Annotated in this window: 12 protein-coding genes; 3 read left to right on the top strand and 9 right to left on the bottom strand. The window is 41.2% G+C overall.

Annotated features, from left to right (window positions below):
• Window positions 1-79 precede the first annotated feature (79 nt).
• On the top strand, window positions 80-1,651 hold the full coding sequence (locus tag AAHJ11_RS04010) for a ClC family H(+)/Cl(-) exchange transporter (protein WP_148364549.1): 1,572 nt from the start codon (window positions 80-82) through the stop codon (window positions 1,649-1,651).
• A gap of 87 nt (window positions 1,652-1,738) precedes the next feature.
• Here the strand turns inward: AAHJ11_RS04010 and AAHJ11_RS04005 are convergent, their stop codons facing one another.
• Together AAHJ11_RS04005 and nfo are read right to left on the bottom strand one after the other, a co-directional pair.
• On the bottom strand, window positions 1,739-3,691 hold the full coding sequence (locus AAHJ11_RS04005) for an LruC domain-containing protein (protein WP_320983290.1): 1,953 nt from the start codon (window positions 3,689-3,691) through the stop codon (window positions 1,739-1,741).
• A gap of 184 nt (window positions 3,692-3,875) precedes the next feature.
• On the bottom strand, window positions 3,876-4,709 hold the full coding sequence (gene nfo, locus AAHJ11_RS04000; RefSeq protein ID WP_217722961.1) for a deoxyribonuclease IV: 834 nt from the start codon (window positions 4,707-4,709) through the stop codon (window positions 3,876-3,878).
• Window positions 4,710-5,440: 731 nt separating this feature from the next.
• On the opposite strand from nfo, the gene AAHJ11_RS03995 reads away from it, so the two are divergent.
• Together AAHJ11_RS03995 and AAHJ11_RS03990 are read left to right on the top strand one after the other, a co-directional pair.
• Window positions 5,441-8,587, top strand: coding sequence for a TonB-dependent receptor (locus tag AAHJ11_RS03995; protein WP_320983291.1), 3,147 nt, complete (start codon window positions 5,441-5,443; stop codon window positions 8,585-8,587).
• A gap of 13 nt (window positions 8,588-8,600) precedes the next feature.
• On the top strand, window positions 8,601-10,124 hold the full coding sequence (locus AAHJ11_RS03990) for a RagB/SusD family nutrient uptake outer membrane protein (protein WP_148364552.1): 1,524 nt from the start codon (window positions 8,601-8,603) through the stop codon (window positions 10,122-10,124).
• Window positions 10,125-10,205: 81 nt separating this feature from the next.
• On the opposite strand, the gene AAHJ11_RS03985 is transcribed toward AAHJ11_RS03990, so the two are convergent.
• From AAHJ11_RS03985 to AAHJ11_RS03955, 7 genes are all read right to left on the bottom strand, one after another.
• On the bottom strand, window positions 10,206-12,827 hold the full coding sequence (locus AAHJ11_RS03985; protein ID WP_167511732.1) for a DUF4962 domain-containing protein: 2,622 nt from the start codon (window positions 12,825-12,827) through the stop codon (window positions 10,206-10,208).
• 34 nt (window positions 12,828-12,861) lie between these two features.
• The gene (locus AAHJ11_RS03980; protein ID WP_167511733.1) at window positions 12,862-14,130 is read right to left on the bottom strand and encodes a sugar MFS transporter; all 1,269 of its coding nucleotides are present in this window, start codon (window positions 14,128-14,130) and stop codon (window positions 12,862-12,864) included.
• Window positions 14,131-14,272: 142 nt separating this feature from the next.
• Complete coding sequence (locus AAHJ11_RS03975) at window positions 14,273-15,214, bottom strand: ROK family protein (RefSeq protein WP_099146281.1); 942 nt, start codon at window positions 15,212-15,214, stop codon at window positions 14,273-14,275.
• A gap of 45 nt (window positions 15,215-15,259) precedes the next feature.
• Complete coding sequence (locus AAHJ11_RS03970; RefSeq protein WP_167511734.1) at window positions 15,260-16,888, bottom strand: Tat pathway signal sequence; 1,629 nt, start codon at window positions 16,886-16,888, stop codon at window positions 15,260-15,262.
• A gap of 165 nt (window positions 16,889-17,053) precedes the next feature.
• The gene (locus AAHJ11_RS03965; protein ID WP_320979145.1) at window positions 17,054-18,670 is read right to left on the bottom strand and encodes a sulfatase; all 1,617 of its coding nucleotides are present in this window, start codon (window positions 18,668-18,670) and stop codon (window positions 17,054-17,056) included.
• Between the two features lie 54 nt (window positions 18,671-18,724).
• Window positions 18,725-20,725, bottom strand: coding sequence for a heparin-sulfate lyase HepC (hepC, locus tag AAHJ11_RS03960; RefSeq protein ID WP_148364554.1), 2,001 nt, complete (start codon window positions 20,723-20,725; stop codon window positions 18,725-18,727).
• Window positions 20,726-20,753: 28 nt separating this feature from the next.
• On the bottom strand, window positions 20,754-22,040 hold the full coding sequence (locus tag AAHJ11_RS03955) for a DUF4995 domain-containing protein (RefSeq protein WP_148364555.1): 1,287 nt from the start codon (window positions 22,038-22,040) through the stop codon (window positions 20,754-20,756).
• Between the last annotated feature and the right edge of the window lie 176 nt (window positions 22,041-22,216).

Raw genomic sequence — 22,216 nt, 5'->3', positions numbered from 1 at the left:
ATCTTCATTAGTTCGAAAACCACAGCAGGGTTTTGATTGTTGTATGTCCTACGTATAAAAACAATGTAAGGCTGGCTGAATGTTTCGACTGATAAAAAAGATAAAAGATAAAGGTCGTTGGCGTATTTTTAAACTGAAGTTGATTGATGCCCGACTGTACTTTGTCAGTATCTTCGTAGGATTACTGACAGGACTTGTAGCTGTGCCTTATCATTACCTATTACAGTTTTTCTTTAATCTCCGTCACGATTTCTTTGATTCTCGTCCTAAGTGGTATTGGTACATACCTCTTTTTCTTTTGATGTGGGGAATACTTGTATTCGTATCCTGGTTGGTAAAGAAAATGCCGCTTATTACCGGTGGGGGTATTCCGCAAACACGTGGAGTTATCAATGGCAGGGTTGATTATAAACATCCTTTTCTGGAATTGGTGGCAAAGTTTGTAGGGGGAATACTTGCATTAAGTACCGGATTGTCTTTGGGGCGTGAAGGTCCCTCTGTACAAATAGGTTCGTATGTAGGATATCTGGTATCCAAATGGGGGAGGGTGCTTAGCGGTGAACGGAAACAGTTATTGTCCGCTGGTGCCGGTGCCGGGTTAGCGGCAGCTTTTGCTGCCCCATTGGCTTCGTCATTGTTGGTGATCGAATCTATCGAGCGGTTCGATGCACCTAAAACAGCTATTACCACACTTCTGGCAGGAGTAGTGGCAGGTGGAGTTGCTAGTTGGATTTTCCCGATTAATCCTTATTTTCATATTGATGCTATTGTACCGGGAATGACTTTCTGGGGACAAGTGAAATTGTTTCTTTTGTTGGCAGCAGTCGTTTCTGTTTTTGGAAAGTTCTTTTCTGTCACCACTCTTCAGGTGAAACGTATTTACCCTGGCATTAAGCATCCGGAATACGTGAAGATGCTGTATTTGCTTTTTATAGCTTTTCTAATTTCTATGGCCGAGTTTAATCTGACCGGAGGAGGCGAACAGTTCTTGTTATCACAAGCTATGCATCCGGACACACATATCCTCTGGATTGTTGGCATGATGTTATTGCATTTTGTTTTTAGCACTTTTTCTTTTTCTTCGGGTTTACCGGGAGGAAGTTTTATCCCGACACTGGTGACGGGAGGACTTCTTGGACAAATAGTAGGATTGATTATGGTTCAACAAGGTGTTATTGCTTATGAGAATATCAGCTATATCATGTTGATTTGTATGTCTGCATTCCTTGTAGCAGTAATCCGTACCCCTTTGACAGCTATTGTACTAATAACCGAGATTACAGGGCATTTGGAAGTCTTTTATCCTTCCATTGTTGTAGGGGGATTAACTTATTACTTTACGGAAATGCTTCAGATCAAGCCGTTTAATGTTATTTTGTATGACGATATGATTCATTCACCTGCATTTACGGAAGAACCCCGTTATACACTATCTGTAGAAGTAATGAGTGGCTCCTATTTGGATGGAAAGATGGTGGACGAACTTCGTTTGCCAGAACGTTGTATGATCATTAATATACATCGTGATCGTAAGAACTGGCCTCCCAAGGGGCAGAAATTAATGCCTGGCGATCAGGTTCAAATAGAAATGGACTCACAGGATATAGAAAAATTGTATGAACCTTTAGTAAGTATGGCGAATATTTATTAAGTATTTCATCTTTAGATTCTGGTCCTTGATATATAAAAATAGCTGAAAGAGAGATTCTTCCAGCTATTCTTTCAGTATATTAAATACTTATTTTTTCTTATACCAATCGGGGTTTGTACCATATTTAGCCCAGTCTATAAATTTAGGATAGATTTCACTGATAGGTTTTTTCTCGTTTTTATCGAAGTTTTTTAATTCTGCAATATCATTTACATTGGCATTTGACAGGTAGAATGCAAAAGGGTAAATATTCTCTTGATCCGATACATAGTAGATACCTTCGTTAGGTTTTGAACGGTCGTCATATTGTCCGAAGAGGGAAGTATCTACTTTAGAAGTCGGTTTTTGCATTGGACTATGAACTTCCAGGCGATTACCTTCTTTACTAGGACGGTATATGAATGCATCGATTGATGTTTCCTGCTTTTTATTCGAGTTTTTATCTCCGTATTTGAATGTTACTTTATATTCGGCATTCGGGTTTGTTTTGACGTTATCAGTCAATATGATTGCATTACTTTCACGAGTAAATTTGTCAGCTCCCGAAGCTACAGTAAAGTCCTTTTCATTTTCTTTTCTAATAAAGTATTCAGTTGACTGTGCGTTTCCCTCATTTGAAAGAGTGAAACCTAATCCGTTAGTAAATACAGTCGATTTATTATATAAAGTTTTAAGCGTAAATGATTCGCTTAAAATTTCATTATATATATTGAAAACTTTTTGATAAGTATACTGAACCAATACGTCATTCATATCGTAATCACCAGCTTTAGGCCATTCATCTTCAAATGCGTATACACCTGTCTTTTCGATGGTTGTATTTAAATCTTCATCTACAGGAGGAACATTGGTGATTTCAGGATTGGCTTTTAAGGAGAACACAACATCTGTAAAGTTCTGGTCATCCATGAAATCTTCAAAAGCGATAGCAATGTTGTTGTTTTTATCTTTAAACATAGCCGTACGTACATCTATATTGCTATTCACTTTAGTGCTAAATCCTTTGGTGGAGCTAGCATAAAATCCTGCGGTTTGGGTATAGCTATTGAAGCCTGTAAAATAGGTGTTCCATGCGTTACATGCTAGAACAAAACCGATGCTATATCCTTTGGGGAAATTTGTCCCTTCCGGATGTTCAGGATCATCAAAATATTTTAGCTGTACAGCAGTGCCTTCTTTTACGCCTTGTGGAGAAGCTTGAAGGCTTCCGTTATTCCAAGTCATTTGGGTGTTTGGGAATATAGCATATACCTTTGCATCTTTCAGGCTAGCAGGAACTTGGTCAAGTCGGTAATAGTAGTAGCCTAATGAACTGTTCCAGCAGGTCCATCCTTTTAATGCGGTTAGAACTACGGCTGTTTCGTCTTTTTCAACATATAAATCGGCAGGAGTGCGAAATCCCTCTGGACAACTTCCTAATGTATTTAATACTTTATTTACAGTAGTACGCAATTCATTCATTTCAGATTTACTCAAAGTGAGTTTAGGATCGTTACCTTTATAAGCATAATCAATAACCCCACTACGTTTATCAAATGAGCCGAGATTAGTATTCCATCCTAGATTATTAAACCGATTTCCATCAAATTTTGTTGATTCTTTATAAGACGCTCTAGTCGTAGGCTGTTCATCTGTGTCTGATACCTTTAAAACACCGTTAACTATTTTTCCGGGTATTGCCTGTCTGGCAAAAGGTGATGTAGAAACGATATACACATTAGATACATAAGCCGGCAATTCTATTGTTGTAGTGAATCTGCCTTGTTCATCTGTCCATGCACCATCTAATGGCTGAACATTTTCTTTTAGAATAGTAGTGTTTTCACCTTCAATCAATGGATTTCCATCATAAATGGAGAAAGGAACTCTTGATTCAGAATTAGAATAGTCAATTTCTACTTGTACTTTTTGTATAGTAGAAAAGTTAGAGGGGTTAATTTCTGCTCCTGGAGCTTCTTGGTATAAGTCTTTATCACTGTCTACACAGCTGCTTACACCCATTGCAATAATCACTGTACATGCTAACCAAAATTTCTTCATATGTGTTGTTTTTTGTTTATGCAATAATTTAGTTCGTTTTGTTTTAAAAGAAACCCGTAAGCTCTTTAAAGTTCAAAAGCTTACGGGTGCAAAGATATATATATTATTCAATACAATCATAGAAAAGTTGAATAATTTTCAAAAATATGTTCTATAACTTGTATTTTCCAGTCTTTTTATCTCATTATTCCATACTTCTTAGCCATGCAATTTCTTCTTTCCATTTATTTTCATCTGGGGTTTCGAGTATTAACGGAATATTATCAAATCTGGAATCTTGCATCAATCTTTCAAAAAAAGCTCTGCCAATCAATCCTTCACCAATGCTGTCGTGGCGGTCAACATGGGTACCTAATGCTTTTTTAGAATCATTCAAGTGCATACCGCGGAGGTAGTTGAATCCCACTTCCTTGTTAAATTCATCAAAAACTTTATCATATTCATTGACAATGTCGTAACCTGCAGTATAAGTATGACAAGTATCGAGGCAAACACCTACCCGGCTCTTATCGTTTACCCGGTCGATGATATATTTCAGTTGCCAGAACTCGCTTCCTAAATTACTACCTTGTCCGGCTGTGTTTTCAATAACGGCTGTCACTCCGTTTGTTTTTTCTAAAGCAAGATTAATGCTTTCTGCAATAAGCGACAGGCAATCTTCTGTTGATATTTTATTGAGAGAGCTACCGGGATGAAAATTTAAAAGTTTCAAACCAAGCTGTTCGCAACGTTTCATTTCGTCCAGAAAAGCGGCACGGCTTTTTTGAAGTCCCTCTTCCTCCGGATGCCCCAGATTGATAAGATAACTGTCATGTGGCAGGATATATTCCGGTTGGAAACCGTACTTCTCACAATTCTCTTTAAAGAGGTTGATACTTTCTTTCGTTAAAGGTTTACTTACCCATTGACGTTGATTCTTGGTGAATAATGCAAAAGCATTTGCTCCTATTTCGCGCGCATTAATGGGGGCGAATTCAACGCCACCGGATGCGCTAACGTGTGCTCCGATATATTTCATATTTTGTTTTTTAATCTGATTCAAGTTTGCAAATATAACATTTTTGGAAGAACTAATGTTTGAAAAAACAATTAGGGTAGGTCGACTGCACCAAAAATGTTTTAATAGGAGTGGAGATGAACTAAATGGTAGCTTCCAATAGTTAGTAAGAGGTAAGCTGTCTTAATGCAGTATTTAACTTCCTGTTTTTTACTAATAATACTTTGAACTGCATTCTAGTTTACGTTCCACAACTGTTGAACGTAAATTCATAGGAATGAAGAAAATAGCAGTTCCAAGAAGAGTTACTAAAAATAGTATTGCGTTAGATTAATCCTTGTAACTATGAATTTAGTTCAAAACGCTCATAGAAAGGAAAAAAGTGAAATAAAGTTTGTAGTTCTTAATTTAACTTTCTATATTTGCGATATCCAGCTAGCTCCGGAGGGGGCGGTGGGGTGTTTTTTTTATTTAAGAAAGGCGTTTACCAAACGTTATCTTCTGAACTCAAATCTCGCAAATTTGAAATCTACAAGAAGATAAGGCAACGGAAGCGTTCACTAAGGATGTGTTATCAAACATTGTGCTTTGCATAATGTTCTGTATATCTCGTCTTGGCGTGGGCTAGCTGTGTTGCTTATCCTTGTAGATGGGCAATGCGAGAGCCTGAGTTCGGGATAAGCAGAAGTACAGACTCCCATGCCTTTTTTTATTTACTGCTCAATCCGGGGAGGCTATAAGCCATAAATAACATGCAAATGAATTATCATGCTCCCAATTCTTTGTTTTCTTATTTGAATGTAGCCTTTATTAAAAGTATCGGCTGTTTATGTGCTCTTTTCCTATGTATGGCTAGCTACGCGCAGGATGTCACTGTACGAGGAAAAGTTTCTACTCATGGAGAGGAAATGGCAGGTGTGACTATTGTTGTGAAAGGTAGCAATGGACAGCAGGGCACAGTAACCTCAGTTAATGGCAATTATTCATTGAAAGTGGATAGTAAAGGAACTCTTATCTTTTCGTATATTGGTTGTGAAACAATGAAGGTTCCGGTAAAAGGGCGTACTACGATCAATGTGGAGATGAAAGAAACTTCTTTGGCTGTTGATGAAGTAATCATTACTGTGCCTTACGGAACTGTTAAGAAATCTACATTTACCGGTTCGGCCGGAGTTGTTGATAAAAAGTTGATTGCGTCATCACAAGTAAGTAGTGTCTCAAAAGCATTACAAGGAAGTGTGGCAGGTTTACAATCATTCTCAACGAGTGGACAACCCGGAGAAGATGCTAGTATCTATATCCGTGGTATTGGTTCGGCCAATGCATCTACCACTCCGCTTTACGTAGTGGATGGCGTTCCCTACGACGGTGCTTTGTCTTCCATTTCTTCACAGGATATTGCTTCTATTACTGTGTTGAAAGATGCTGCGGCTGCTACGTTGTATGGATCGCGTGCTGCAAACGGTGTAATCATGATTACCACCAAACAGGGAGTCGAGTCTGCTCCGGTTATCGAGTTGTCTGCTAAATTCGGTTTTTCAAGTCGTGCGGTAAGAGATTATGACCAGTTAAGTACCAATGATTATTTTATGTTGCAATGGGAAGCTATGCGTAATAAATATATAAACGATGGTCATTCGGCAGAAGATGCTGCACAGCGATCTTCATCCGAGTTAATATCTGCTATTGGCATTAATCCTTATGGAAGCAAATATGTCCAGCCGGTTGGGGTAGATGGTAAATTGGTGGCAGGAGCTACACCATTGTGGGACGACAGTTGGGAGGATGCTTTAACGCAAGACGCACACTATACGGATTTAAGTGCTCGAATTTCAGGTGGAAGTAAGAATACGAAATATTACTTCTCGTTGGGGTATCTGGACGATCAAGGGGCATATATCTGTTCTGGCTTCAAGCGTTATACATTGCGTTCTAATATCACTTCCGATCTGCGTGACTGGTTACAGGTGGGTTTGAACGTTTCGGGTACCCATTCTATTCAGGATTATCCGAAGCAGGATGATACTGCAATCGGTAATATTGTATTGGCTGCACGTTCATTACCTTCATTCTATCCGGTTTACGAGCGGAATCCCGATACCGGTGAGTATTTGCTCGGTGACGATGGAAATAAAATCTATGATTACGGAAATTATCGCAAGAGTTCTTACCGCGGTTATAATTTTGTTCAATCTATGCCCTATGACAAGAATGAGATAAAGAGGGATGCGGCTTCGGTACGCGGATATTTGCAGATTGCTCCGATTAAGGGATTATCCTATAAGATGTCTTTGAGCATAGATTACAACAGTAAATTTTCGCATGATTATACTAATCCCACTTATGGAAAAGAACCTTTGGTAGGTTCGGTTAGTAAGCGCAATTATCGGACTACAGGTATGACATTCAATAATGTGGTAAATTGGGAGCATAAATTCAAAGAACTCCACAATATTCGTTTGATGGCAGGTCAAGAATATTATGAGTACAATACTTCCAACTTCGGAGGATCACGTTCCGGTGTCATTACTGATGGCTTTTTTGAACCGGACGCAGCTTCTACATTGACAGGTTTCAGTGGAAATAGCGATCAGTATAAATTACTTAGTTATTTCGGAAGTGCCGAATATGCTTTCAATCAGCGTTATTTCTTATCGGCGTCCATGCGTACTGATGGATCATCACGTTTTCATCCCGACAATCGTTGGGGAACATTTTGGTCGTTTGGGGCTTCCTGGAAAATTCATCAGGAGTCTTTTATGAAAGGTGTTGCTGACAAATGGCTGTCAAACCTAAGTATTCGTGCCAGTTATGGTGCTCAGGGAAATGATAATGTGGGTTATTATGCGTATCAAGAATTATACGGTATCGGTAGCTTCTTGGGTGAGACTACTCTTCACGCTTCTCGTCTGGCAACTCCTGATTTGTCGTGGGAAACGAACTTGAACTTTAATGTCGGTTTGGACTTCGGTTTTTTGAATAACCGCATCAATGGTACGATTGAATACTTTAACCGTGCGTCCAAAGATTTGCTGTTCAGCCGTGATTTAGTACTTTCTTCCGGTTTTAGTTCTATTGATGCCAATATTGGAAAATTGAAAAACTACGGTTGGGAATTTACTGTAAATGCTACACCTGTATTGACTCGTGACTGGACATGGCGGTTGTCGGTTAATATGACGACTTATAAAAACAAAATAGTGCAGTTGCCCACGGAAGTAATGTGGCAAGGTAGTAAGAAATGGGTACAGGGTGGTTCATTGTATGACTTTTGGTTGTATGAATGGGGTGGTGTAGATCCCGAAACCGGAAGTGCGCAATGGGCTTATTATGATGCTGACGGCATGAGGCATTTAACAGATGACTATTCGGCTCTGACTTCTGATAAGAAGGTAAAAGCTGGTAGCTCTTTGCCGAAATTAAGTGGAGGTTTCCAGTCAGATCTTACATGGAAAGATCTGTCATTATCTATGTTGTTCTCTTATGGTATCGGTGGAAAAATCTATAATAATGATATAACGATGCTGATGAGAGTAAACGGTGGTAATGGAGATAGTATGAGTAAAGAACTCTTGAACCGTTGGACACCAGAAAATACAAATACAAATATTCCCCGGTTGACACAGGATGGTACAAGCAAGTTTACTTCCTCGTCTACACGTTGGCTGGTAGATCGTTCTTTCCTTCGTTTAAAAACAATAACACTCAACTATAACTTACCGAAGAAATGGTTGCACCCACTGACTTTGAAAGATGCAAGCGTATTTGTGCAAGGTGAAAATATGCTGACATTCAGTAAGCAGCAGGGACTTGATCCGGAACAGCCGGTCAGTGGTATGGCTTCTTTCCGTTATCCGGCTATGAAGACAATTTCATTTGGTATCAATGTAAAACTTTAAAATGAATACAACAATGAAGATAAAACTTAAAAATGTATGTGGACTTATTTTGATGGTATGTGCAGTGGTGTCATGTGATTTAGATACTACTCCTACCACTTCATTGGATGCTCCGAATGTATATAAAGATACGAAGAATGCGGAACGTGTGTTGAGGGGCGCATGGAACTATATCTTTAATACGGGCTCCACTTATGCATCTATTGGTATGGGTTCCATAATGTTGAATGACGATTTTGCCGGTTCAGACGCTGTCAGAACAAGAAGCTATGGTTTCTCCGGCAGTTATAACCTGACAAACGGATATTCACGCGGCGAGTATAATGGCGTGCTTTGGGATTTGATGTATGATCCGATTAATAATTGTAACGGCATATTGAAGTATATAGACGATGTGGCGGGAACTAAAGAAGATAAGGCCAGGATCAAAGGACAGGCATTGGCTACACGTGGGTACGCATATATGATTTTGGCTACACATTATTCTTTTGCCATCGACAAAGATCCGAATGCTGTTTGCGCTCCAATATATACTGAACCAACAGATAACGAAGTAGCTTTGACAGGAAAACCTGCTTCTAGTGTATCAGAAGTTTTTGCTCAAGCTCTGAGTGATTTGGAAGATGCCTTGTTGTTTATTCCTGAAAACTATTCACATGGGAATGATGCGAATGCCCAGTATCAGATTGATTATTCTGTTGCATTGGGCTTGCTGGCACGTACTCATCTATATGCTCGTAGCTGGCAGAAGGCGTATGATTATGCGACGGATGCTTTAGCTATCAATTCTTATTTAATGAATGAGAATGAATATAAGAGTGGCTTTAATGATTATACCAATAAAGAGTGGATGTGGGGATTGTCATGTACAATTGACGATAATATGCCCTGTTATCTGTTTTATTTCAAGGATTGCACATCCGATGGTTATACAAACCTCAATGCCGATCCTTATTTCAAGGAAGAGTTTGAAGATGGTGACTACCGTAAGGATTTATTCGGTTGGGGACAGACGGCTTATGGAGACTGGGCTATGTTGAATAAGAAATTCATATTTAAAGACCTCGACAATATGTTGGCGGATTTAGTATTGATGCGTACTTCGGAGATGTATTTGATTAAAGCTGAAGCGGCTGCTCATTTAGCAGGTAAAGAGGGTGAAGCACAACAGTTGTTACAGACTTTGCGTAATGCCCGTATGAAGGAAGGTAAAACTGCGCATGCAGTTACGGAAACCGGTGATGCGTTGATACAGGAAATATGGAAAGAGCGTCGTAAAGAATTGTGGGGTGAAGGTTTTGCTTTGACTGACCTTATTCGTAACCAACAATCAGTGGAACGTAAGGAATATGATGGAAAGATTACTGTGGGTGGCAAAGAAATATCGGTTAAGGGACATACTATTATTAGTTTACCGGATAATACTCCTTTTGTTCCGAATAGTAAATATTATCTGTTCCGCATTCCTGAAAAGGAAGAGTTGCAGAATACCGGACTTTATTCGAAATATCCGAGATTGTCTATTTATGATTTATAAATCCGTATAACTATAAAACCAGTCCCTTCTTCTTTTGATAATCAAAAAAGAAGGGGCTGATTTTGATATAAAGAGCATTGATTAAATTTCAAAATCAGGCAAATAGTCTGTCAGCACTTTACTAACTTGTTTCCCTTTTACTTGGTCAATAACAGTCGTCGCACCTTCCTTTTTACCTGCATCATAGTTTAAGGAAACTTTTTCCACTTTATTACTAACGTGAATAGCGGCTTTTCCTTTTTCCGTAAGGTTGCAAGTGATAGTCCAGTCACCTACTTGAATGGTATTGCCTTTGCGAACTAACTGCATATCCGGGCGATTATTTCCATGTATATCCATAACCGTTAAGAAACGGGCGGTTTTGCAAGGAACTGTTGTAGAAGAGAAATGCCAGTGATTAGGATATTTCACCGCTTTTCCTTGTGCATTCGTTACATTTTTCCAGTTGGTCGGAGCACAGAAGAAAGTATCTACCATTGCCTGTTCCGTTTTTGCCGAACTGAAAAGATGAGCAACAGAGATACCACCGGCTTTATTTCTTCCGGTTACTTTCACTTCATTAGTCAGTTCCAGTATTTCCATCGGTAATTCTACAGTATGTAAAAGGTAACTCCATGTTACGGCTTCTTTTCCTTCCAGCTCATCATAAATCACGAAAATTCCGGTAGTTCCCAATTGGATGATATGACGGCGGAACATATCCAATTTATTCTCATCCCATCCTTTTTCAGGCGTATATTGCGTACCGGATAGTTCGCCACGTTTCAGCCATAGGGGAGAAGTCACTTTGCCATAAGCATTGGAAGCATCTCCTACCATATAAGCGATTTTTTCTCCTTCATACCAACGCGGAATCCAGCCATATCCTTCTGTTCCAATCTTTTGAGTCATTCCATTTACCAAAATACTGTTGTGTGCACGGGTGTTACGGTAAGAATACATACAATGATCGTCCGTAAAACCTGTACGATGTCCGCTGCTGTAAAAAATGGCTTTACCCCCATAGAATGTATTGAAAGCATTCTGATTGGCTAGTGCATGGGAAGTGGAACCATAAGAACTGGAGCGGAACGATAACATGGCATTCCTGTCTATATCTCCCAAAGAAGTATTCATCGTACCGATTCCTGTTTCATTGAATACTTTCGCCATGGGTAGCTCGGCAAGAGTATGTCCTTCTTTGGGGAGAGTTTTCTTGGTTGTACAACGATACCAGGTCAAATCTCCGGATTTTCCGAGGAAAGTCTTTTCCATAATATCCGGTTCTTTTTGCAGAATAGTACGTACATAAGCGGCCGCCCACGGATTATTACATTCACGTGCCAAGGCATCCGCATAACCTACTCGTGTACCGTTCGGCTTCATCTTGCTCTCGTGTGAATTGCCTTGTCCGGCAGATTTTGAGAATGGAGGTTGCTGGTAGATGACGTAAAATGCATTGTTGTTATACCACGTATCAGCGAAGAAATCGAATCCGCTGATACGGGAGTAGAAAGCGGGAACTTCAATCAATGTGCGAAGATTGACCTGGAAATAGGAATCACCATTGTGCCATCCTCCGTCAGCGTTGAGGCCCGGAAGACGGGATACCCATTCATTGTAGCAATAATCCACCCAGGTGGAAGCCATCGGTAGCTCACCATACGTAGCAAATGCCGCCATATTCAAGATACGGAAAGTCATTTGCCAGACATGATTATCAGCAATGCGGTTTTCCAAGTGATTGACATATTCATGATAGAACTTCTTTCCATTGTCACGAATCGTTCTTAGGAGTAGTTTTCTCTCATTCGGAGTCAACAGATTGTACCATGCATCATACGCTGAAGTACTCATGGACAGAATAGTAGAACGATTGAAATCTCCGGCAAAGTATTTACTGTTTTTCCAGGAAAGAATTTCGGAAAGCCGCTTTATACCTTCTTTGTAGTATACCTCGTCTTTCGTTAGCAGGTAAGCGCGTACCATGGCTTCGATATTTGCTTCTTCACGGTCTACAATCTTACGACTTTCCCGAATCAGGGCAGAACGATATTGAACAATGTTTGTCAGCTTGACAACCTGGGTTGTATCAATTTCTTCTTCCAGATGTTTCAGCGGGTGGTTCAGGCATTTATCGGCTTTTCGGATATAAGCCTGTGCCTCCGGATTGTTTTTATTCCGTTCGATGATATTATCCCAATCTTCGGTATCAAGCAAGATGCGGGGATGGGTTTGGGGTAATTTGGCTAATACTTCCTGTAGAGAAGGAGGACTGAATGTACGTATGTGTTCGTCTATATAAAAATGATAAACAGGTGACCATTCTTCTTTTCCTTCTTTGTCAACGTAGGCATGTTGCCAATACCATTTCCCTTTTTCAAAGAGTTTGAATGGGTTGAAAAAGGCCCATTTTCTTTCGGCGGTAATCACTTCCGATTTGAATTCGGGGTCGCGTGCGATACGGATGCGGTAGGTTACTTCCGGTTTGTAGTCCTCTTCTTCAACTCCGTCCAATACGGCACCGAGGTGCGGGAACTTATCCGGCCACATAAAACGCGGAGGATTGACGGTAATATGCTGTCCGTCCAGGGGCGAAGGCGTTTCGCGGACTTCATGCATCAAGGTCTGTTGAGTCAGATGCATGATTCCTTTTTGTGCATACCCGTTGGCGAATAGCAAAAGGGTGAACAAGAGGAAAATAGATATTCGTTGTTTCATCATATAACTTTGCTTTTATTATTCATCGCTTTGTTGTTCAGCGTTGTTTGAACAAATCTTTCAGACGAATAGTCTTGTTATTAATCAGTGGACGTGCCCAGAAACCAATAAAGGTGATATATCCTACGAAAACAAGGATAAAGAGCATACCCGTGCGAAGTGATGTTGCATCTGCCAGCGTACTTACAATCATCGGACCACCGGCACCACCTACAATTGCTGAGCATAGTATACCTGCGAATGAACCGTGGTGCTGTGACGCAGAGTTCAGTGCTAATGAGAATACGATGGAATACATCATGGAGATACTGAAGCCAACAGCTGGGAAAGCAAGCATAGATACTTCTTTACTTCCGAACAATGCTGATAATAATAGAATGATCGTCAGAATTCCGGAAATCTGTAACAATCGTTTGCTGTCAATCAACTTGAGTAGGATCATGCCTACCAGACAACCGGCTGTCATCAATCCCCAAAAATAGCTCACGGCTTGTGCACCGTCTGTTTGCGGGTTAACTCCATGGTATTGTTCCAGGAAGGTACTCATAAAGATTGAAGTTCCTTGTTCCGTGCTTACATAGCAGAAGATTCCCAGGAAAAACAGCCATACATATTTCTGTTTGAATAAAGCCAGATATGAATCTTTAGATCCGCTTTTCTCGTCTTCTTTCAACTCGATTTTGGGAAAACGGGATACACCGACAGCAATCAGCATGACCAATAGCAGGATTGTAAATACCCAATAAAGAGATACCCACGGCATTTCCCGTGGAGTGACATCGGCCAACAAGTCGATAAAGAAACCCTTACCTGCTGTATATGTCGCCGGATTAAGTTCGCGAATCAGATAAGTATATACCAGAGGACTTAGGAAAGAAGCAATGCCAAACATAAATTGCGCCAATTCAGCGATAAATGCATAGTTTTCTTCTCCTCCTACGGTACGTTGGAGTGGATTCAATACCGTTTGTAACATGGCCATTCCTAACCCGATGATGAAAGAAGAAGCTAATAACATTGGATACGTGTGCATGCAGGCAAACAAGATGGTACCGATGAACGGCATCAGAAACCCACCGAATAATACCGGCTTTTCACCGAAACGGTCAATGAGCAATCCGGCAGGGATAGACATGATGGCATAGGCCAGGAAGAAAGAAGTCGGGATAAATCCCGCCATTGCCAGGTCGCTTAGATTGAAGTTGTGGATAATATCCGGAATGAGTGGACCTAGAATATTGGTGATAAACGAGATGGTAAACCAGAACGCCATAATCAGCGCCAGCATTCCTAAATTTTTTCTCATAATCTTAAATAGTTGATAGTTGATAAATGATAACTGATAGATGGAAGTTGATAATTAATGATGATTGAGTATTTGTATGTTGGAATAACTTTCATTTACTAACTATCATTTATCAACTATCAACTATCATTTATTTTTGTTTTCATTTGAAAAAGAGTGAAGCAGCTCCAATACTTCCGGCCTTGTTTCCAAGAGCGGCAGCTATGATTTGAGTATTCACGGCGCAGTCGGGGATAGCGTAACTGCGGGCTTTTTCACTTACTTTTTGAATATAAAAGTCTCCGGCTTCGGAAAGTCCTCCACCGATCACAATCTTTTGAGGGCTGAAGATATTGATAAACCCTGCAATTCCGTGTCCCAGAAAATCGCAGTGTTCTTCCAGCGATAGTTGTGCAATCTTATCTCCTTGTTTGTAAAGGCGGACGATCAGTTCTCCATTAATCTCTTCATCCGGGTAGGAGATACCTGCGTCTATTATCCGTTGACTGAAACGGCGTACCAAGGCAGAAGTGGAAGCGTAATGTTCCAGACAGCCGACGGAACCACAGGCACAAGGTTCGCCATTGGCAATGAGAGGCACGTGCCCCAGTTCTGTCCCCCGGTTGGCATAACCGTTGAACAATTTGCCATCAATGACTACTGCACCGCCAATGCCTGTTCCTACTGTTAGGAAAACAACATGAGTGGCTCCCTGTCCGGCTCCATACATTGTTTCTCCTAATCCCATCAGATTAGCATCATTTCCCAATAAAGCCGGGAGTCCGGTTTCCTTTTCAATACGGTCTGCCAGATGTATGTTTTCCCAACCGTTGATGTTTTCCGCACCTCCTAGAACAATACGGTTTGTAGAATCTACGATGCCTGGTGTACCAATTCCTATACCATTGATTTTGTAGCCTTGTTCTTGTGCAAAAGCTTTTACCTCATTGATAGCAGTAACCAACTGTCCGATGACAGCTTCTGCTGATACATCGGCTTTCGACGGTAACTTCCCTTGAAAGTAAAATACGCCTTCATTATCAATTAGGGCGTATTTTACAGAAGTTCCGCCAAGGTCAATTCCTATAGCGTATTCTTTTTCCATATCACCAAGTAATACTTAATACATAATACTTAATACTTAAAAAAATCACACTCTCTCTGCCCAAATCGGTGAACTCCAAGCCCATTGTCCGTCACGTTGGCGAACGCGTACATAGTAGTAATCCGTATCACGCTGCGGCTCTTTATCTTCCATGTAGTGTTCCAAAGTGAAGCAGCTTTCCGGCATAGCACGATTGAAGAGGATTGCCTCGCTCAACCAACCGATCATGAAGTGTGAGCGTGAACCTTCGAGCAATTCGCCCAATGTATGTTCAAACTTCTTGCCATTGAATTCGGCAATGATCTTGCCGTCTTTGGGCATTTCCACATCCAGAATGACGGCTTGCATGGCTGCTGTAGTTGTATTCGGATTCTTGCTGCTGTACATATCCAATTCCGTTTCCTTGTCGCCAACGGATACAATACGGTTGACATGCGTGTGGAATTCAGTTTCACCTTCTTGCGGAGAAGTGAACGCTGCGCCACGGAAACAAGGAGTTACACTATGGATCTGTCCTTTGTCTACTGACAGTTTGCCCTGCCAATGTACGTATTTCTCTTCACGATTCCAACCAAAATCAACTTTAACTTTGCAACGTACCGTATCACCTTCCGGAGCAATCGGAGTCAGAGGGCCGTTCATGCGAGCTAAAATCTGTCCATTCTTGACAATATCCACGTAGTCGATACAGCTTTCACCTGTGACGTTCAGATAGATACGGCGGCTGTTACCGCGAACTACGTCACCCATGAAAGCGTCGTTGAGGCGGAAGTCAATAATAATTTTATCACCGGTTGCGGCACATACGTGGCGGGTGCGGAGAGCTTCCCAAATAGCGTCACGAGTCAATGACGGAGCCATGACACCGATACGACCGTCGCCATAGCTTCCCGGATAACCGGAATGTTGGTCGGTAGAAGCCATAATACCGAATTTGTTACCTAATTCAAGACCATATTGAATGGTTCCTTCCCATTGGCGCGGACCCATGTCGTGTAGATAAGGATAATCTCCCTGGTCGCTTTCTGCCAGACCGTGGCGGGAATACATTTCTACGAATGGGGTAATATCTCCTTCGGTAAAGCATTTCCAGTTGTAACCACGATAGCCACCCTGATAACCCATGTGATGCGGAGTGATAAATACTTTGTGGCCTTTTGCCTTCTGTTTCCAGTCTTCGATAGAAGTACATTCCACAAGCGGTGCGTCAAGATCATAATTCAATGCAACATGGTCACCATGTTCCATGCTGTGGGCTTCGTATCCGACAAAAGTAAGGAATTCACCTTCTTTATTGTATTCATTCGTCATTTTTACGTACTTCTCATAACCGCCTTCACGCAAACGTTTGAAAGCTCCCGTGTGGTAATCGATTACCCATTTCAGGCGGGGATCATCTGCTCCGGGAATATCCGGCCACATAGCATGAGGAGTGACACTGACAAAATCCAATTGTGCTTTTGCAGCTTCAAAAGCGTCGCGCATGTCGCCGTGTCCATATGTGATGTTGCAATGGTTGTGTAAGTCGCCCCAGTACATTTTGAGGTTACTGGCTGACGGCATAATTTTTTTTGCTTCTTTGCTTCCAGCTGCGCAAGAACCCAGTAAACTGCCTGAAGCTGCCAATCCGAGGAAAGACCAGCCTGTGTTTTTTAAAAACTTTCTTCTATCCATGGTTTTATCTAATTTATTCGGTTATGAGGCACGGATTACACGGATTTCACGGTTTTTAGAATGATGATGAGGTAAAACAACAGCGTTCATCCGTGTAATCCGTGCCTAAATTTATTATGTAAACTAATTATGAAGCATATTAATTCTTATTGATATGTCCTCTTCTTAGCGGTTTTGCATTTGCCGACGATCACCTTTAAAGAGGACTTTTTCCTTTTCATCGGGGTCAGTATCTTTGTACTGTTTTTGAGTATCCTGAAGCAGCTCTATCAGCTCTTCTTGTACTTTAGCATACTCCGGTTTGCCGAAGACGTTGTTCATCTCTCTCGGATCAGCTTTCATGTCATACATTTCCCATTCGTCAATATCATTGTAGAAATGAATCAACTTGAAATCTTGTGTACGGATACCATAGTGACGTTTTACAGAGTGTTCTGCAGGATATTCGTAGTAGTGGTAATAAGCTGCTTTACGCCAGTCGGCCGGGGTTTTTCCTTCGTTGACCAATATCGGTTTCAAAGAAGCTCCTTGAATATCTGACGGAATATCTACTCCGGCAAAGTCTAGGAAGGTAGGAGCAAAGTCTACATTCATACTGATTGCATTACTGGTACTTCCTGCTTTGATTGCTTTCGGGTAACGGATGATAAGAGGCATACGCTGACATTCTTCATACATGAAGCGTTTGTCAAACCAGCCATGTTCGCCAAGGAAGAAACCTTGGTCGGAGGTGTATACAATGATTGTATTGTCCAGTTCACCAATCTTTTCGAGATAATTCAATAGTCGGCCGATATTTTCGTCTACTGCCAGAACCGTAGCCAGATAATCGCGCATATATTGTTGATATTTCCAGCTGATTAAAGATTTGCCTTTCAAGTCACCTTTGCGGTATTCGGCAATGCGCCCGGCGTATACAGAATCCCATTTATCCTGAACTTCAATAGGCATACGTTTATATACACTATAAAGACGGTTGGTTGTATCTTTCAGCATCTCTTCACGAGTTATCAATTTGAGATCCCAGTCGTTTGTCAACGTGTGTTCGATAGACATATCCTGCTCACGAGCAGCTCTTCCACGACCTTCGTAGTCGTCGAACAGATTAGCCGGTTCCGGGAAAGTGGTATTGTTGAATATACCCAAATGACGGGGAGCAGGCATCCAGTTACGGTGTGGGGCTTTCTGGTGATACATCATGCAGAAAGGCTTGTTCTTGTCACGTCCTTCGAGGAATTTAATTGCTTTGTCGGTAATAATATCCGTAGCGTATCCTTTTTCTATGATATGTTTTCCGTCCTCCCAGAAATCAGGATTGTAATAGTCACCTTGCTCATGTTGGCCGCTAAGGATACTCCAATGGTCGAAACCTTGCGGTTCGCTGATGAGATGCCATTTGCCGATCATGGCAGTCTGGTATCCGGCTTGCTGAAGAAGTTTGGGGAATGTCTGCTGATCGCCGTTGAATGTACTTGCATTATCGGTAAAACCATTCTCGTGACTGAACTTGCCGGTGAGGATGCAAGCGCGTGAAGGTCCTGAAAGAGCATTGACAGCGTAACAATTATCAAAGCGAATACCTTCGTTGGCAATCCGGTCCATATTAGGAGTTTGGATTAGATTTCCTCCATAACAGGACATCGCTTGAGTGGTGTGATCATCCGTCATCATGAAGATAATGTTCGGTTGTCTGACTTCTTCTTTCTTTTGGCTGTTGCAAGAAACGAGGTTTAATGCTGCCAATGGGAGGAGTAGGGTAGAGGAGGTGTAATAGTTTTCCATAATGATGAAGAAGCCTCTCCCAAGAAAAGGGGCAGGGAGAGACTTTGAGGTTTTTTATAGTTTGTATTTTAATGACTGTTTCTTTCCGTTTACTTTCACTTCTACTTCCAGACCGTTTTCATCGAACGCTTTGTTCTTGAATTTAGCGTCAAATTTAGGGGCATCTGCGCTTTTCTTAACCGGGTAGATAACAGTGATGTAACGTACAGCTTCTTCACCGTCTTTTCTTACGTTGAATGATACATTCATACGTTTGTAGCGTTTGCGATAAGCTGTTGAACACCATCCCGGTTCTTTCTTCATACTCATGCCGGCAGGGCCGAAGCATTGCAGTTTCATGTTGCTTCCATCCTCAAACTGTGTCAGGAATGTCATGTCTTCGCGGCTGTTGGCAATTTCTCCTTTCGGCATCTGATAGTGAAGATTGATAGAACCTTTACCGCTACCTACCATTTCATCTACAATGACAAAGTAAGTGTTATTAACGAAGAAAACAGAACGGCGGTGTTTCAAATTCTTATAACTCGGATTTTCAGTTACTAAAGTCTGGATAGCACCTTCCGGTTGCCACAACTTAGTAACAGATTCTGTTGTATCGAGATTCTTATTATCCAGGGTTACTGTGTTGTGAACACAAGTCTGACGGTGCCAGTTGCGTTGTTCCATTACTTCGCCTTCACCGGCGTATACATACGAACCTGAATCCGGGAACAAATTCTTACCGTTGAACCAAAGTTCAAATGTTCCGTTGTCCGGCTGACAGTGCCAGAAAGCTTTCGGACCTGCCTTTACTACCATTTGGGTAGCATCCATTCCCCATGAATTACGGAATACAAAAAAGCCTGATTTCAGGAAACCTTTAGACATATAATCCGGCAATGCACCTTCTTTTCCTTCTGTAGCAAAGTATTTGATTGTCTGGTTCTTCGGGAACAGTTTACTCCATGACTTGTAGTTTTTCACCATTTCTTTCTTTGTTGTCAACTTGGCGTCGCTGAAACATGGATTAGTGTAATCAGGGAAAGAAATGTTTGCATAGAACATAATCATGTTTTCAATGGTATCCAAATAATCTTGGGGGAATTCCTTACGGAATCCGTTAGCATCTGCGATACCTAAGGCTTTACAGAAAATGTTAATAGCTGCCAGATGATAATGTGGGTCAAGTTCGAACTGTCCGCCATCTTCGTATACTTGTACGTGAATTTCACGGTTCAGAATGTCGATACCACTTTTTCTCCAAGCCGGAGCATCTTTGAATTCAGGGAAAAAGGCACCTGCATAAATCATGCGTTGAGCTTCAAACAGTAAATGGTTGCCTTGATCCGAGTAATTAGCAAGGATATGTACAGCATGTTTGTAATAGTTCACCAGGAATTCTGTCAGGAAGTCCGGAGTGAAAGAAGGTGAGGGAAGGAATAACTGGAACTGTGAAGTCTGGTCTTGCAGACGATTACTCACTTCCAGGGGACGCCATGCAAAACGTACGTTTTCTACTTCGCCTTTGATTTTTCCATCACTTACCAGCTCATATTCTTTCTTGTCCATCTTCACTAACGGATTTTTTTTAATCCAATCGATATACTGGTGTGCCCATTCTTTAGCATATTTTTCATCACCGGATATACGGTAAGCCTTACCCATCGGAGTGAACCATTTGTGACGGTGCAACTGCCAGCGGAGCTCATTATCTTTCACCGGCCAGTATTGCCAGTTGATATCTTCTCCATAATTGTAAGAAGGTTGATAACCTTTATGTACGAAGAATGTATGTTTCAATCCGTCATCCGCCCATTGCTGTTCTTCTTTGCTGATAGTCACTTTGTTCAGATTGATATCCGGAGTTTTTACGTTGGTACGTGCACGGTAATAGTCCAGTAATGCTTTGGCAGCATCCTCATCTTTACCCTCCTGATGCAAAGTTTTTACTTTCTCCAGTCCCGGATAGTCCAGGTTAAGGAGAGAAAAGACTTCGCTTTTCAGTTCTTGGGCGTAACCCTTGCTTACGAAACATGCGATTGCAAGCAGAACGATGTACTTTAAAGTTTTATTCATGATATAATAGGTGTTATAATTTAATGTATTAGATATCTTTATAGTTGATACCTTTCAGATCCATGAATCTCTTCAATGCTTCCAGATAATAGTAGTCAGCATAGTTCAGTGGAGTGTCTATTTCAGAACCATTCGGCAGTGAACCTACGGAATGCATCAAAATGAATCCTTGATTGTCACCCACTTTTGCGAGATATGCATCACTTGACAAACTTTTCAGAATCTTTTCTGCATAATCCAGATATTTCTGTCCGTCGGGAACCATCGTACTTAGTTCGATCATTGCAGAAGCAGTAACAGAAGCGGCCGATACATCACGTGGAGTTTCTTTGGTTACAGGAGCATCATAATCCCAGTAAGGAATAGCATCATCCGTTTTTACGCGGTTCATAATCATATCAGCTATGTCCTTTGCAAAGTTCAGGAATATGCTGTCATTCGTTTCGCGGTAGCAAGCGGTATATCCGTATATAGCCCATGCCTGTCCCCGTGCCCATGAAGAGTCATCGTTTTTGCCTTGGAAAGTTTGTTTGTTTTCCACTGTTCCGTCGTTGTTATAGCTTACTACATGCCAGCAAGTATAATCCGGGCGGAAGTGATTATGCATTGTAGTCATGGCATGCTTGATAGCGATGTCTTTATATCTATTGTCACCTGTTGCTTTTGCTACATTGAACAGAAGATCAAGGTTCATCATATTGTCGATAATAACCGGGAAGTTCCATGTTCCGAAATCCCATGAGCGAATAGCGCCGATGGAATCGTTGAAACGACCACAGAGGTTATCGGCAGTTTCTTTCATCACTGCAGCGATTGTATCGTTAGGTGAAAGACGTTCTGCATTGCCGTAACTACAGTTGACCATAAATCCCAAATCATGTGTACCTTTATAATAACGCACCGGATTCAGAAGATTTGTATATTCGATTGCTTGAGTTTTCAGTGTATTGTTTTCTGTTAGTTCGTATGCATACCATAATGAACCGGGGAAGAAACCACTCGTCCAGTCATAAACGTTGCAGAGGCGACGTTTGCCTAGCTGGTCAGCAGTGGGTTGTGCGCGTAGTGAATCCTTAAATGTTAATGAATCTCTTTCCAACTGGCGGCAAAGGAAATTCATGTCATAGCCGGTACGGATGGAACGTGGCAACATCCCTGTACCACTAACCTCTTCAGCGGAAAGTTGTAATTGGGCAGAAGCTACATCCAGTCCTTTTTTTATCCAACTGTAGTCTTCCTTTGGGGTTGTCTGGCACGACGCGAGTGCAATACTAACCGAAGCAAAGAGAACAAGTTTCTTTTTCATGTTATTCATTTTAAGTGATTGTTTTTAGAAGTTTTGTACTGATGCAAAAGTATGCGAAAAGCCTGATTTTTTATTACAGGATTGTCGAAAAGGCATTTAAATAGAGCTTTTCAAGTTTCGATTTTGTTGAAAAAGGTTTTAAATATCTCCAATATGCCCCAACCAAGGCATATTGGAGAATACTT

The sequence above is a fragment of the Bacteroides sp. 90-K9/2 genome, from assembly GCF_047310725.1.
GTDB lineage: Bacteria > Bacteroidota > Bacteroidia > Bacteroidales > Bacteroidaceae > Bacteroides > Bacteroides vicugnae.
This window is presented reverse-complemented; position numbering and strand designations above follow the sequence as displayed.

Bases quoted from the DNA above. Each gene is read 5' to 3' on its own strand.
- AAHJ11_RS04010 (WP_148364549.1), top strand. From the start codon at position 80: ATGTTTCGACTGATAAAAAAGATAAAAGATAAAGGTCGTTGGCGTATT.
- AAHJ11_RS04005 (WP_320983290.1), bottom strand. From the start codon at position 3,691: ATGAAGAAATTTTGGTTAGCATGTACAGTGATTATTGCAATGGGTGTA.
- nfo (WP_217722961.1), bottom strand. From the start codon at position 4,709: ATGAAATATATCGGAGCACACGTTAGCGCATCCGGTGGCGTTGAATTC.
- AAHJ11_RS03995 (WP_320983291.1), top strand. From the start codon at position 5,441: ATGCAAATGAATTATCATGCTCCCAATTCTTTGTTTTCTTATTTGAAT.
- AAHJ11_RS03990 (WP_148364552.1), top strand. From the start codon at position 8,601: ATGAAGATAAAACTTAAAAATGTATGTGGACTTATTTTGATGGTATGT.
- AAHJ11_RS03985 (WP_167511732.1), bottom strand. From the start codon at position 12,827: ATGATGAAACAACGAATATCTATTTTCCTCTTGTTCACCCTTTTGCTA.
- AAHJ11_RS03980 (WP_167511733.1), bottom strand. From the start codon at position 14,130: ATGAGAAAAAATTTAGGAATGCTGGCGCTGATTATGGCGTTCTGGTTT.
- AAHJ11_RS03975 (WP_099146281.1), bottom strand. From the start codon at position 15,214: ATGGAAAAAGAATACGCTATAGGAATTGACCTTGGCGGAACTTCTGTA.
- AAHJ11_RS03970 (WP_167511734.1), bottom strand. From the start codon at position 16,888: ATGGATAGAAGAAAGTTTTTAAAAAACACAGGCTGGTCTTTCCTCGGA.
- AAHJ11_RS03965 (WP_320979145.1), bottom strand. From the start codon at position 18,670: ATGGAAAACTATTACACCTCCTCTACCCTACTCCTCCCATTGGCAGCA.
- hepC (WP_148364554.1), bottom strand. From the start codon at position 20,725: ATGAATAAAACTTTAAAGTACATCGTTCTGCTTGCAATCGCATGTTTC.
- AAHJ11_RS03955 (WP_148364555.1), bottom strand. From the start codon at position 22,040: ATGAATAACATGAAAAAGAAACTTGTTCTCTTTGCTTCGGTTAGTATT.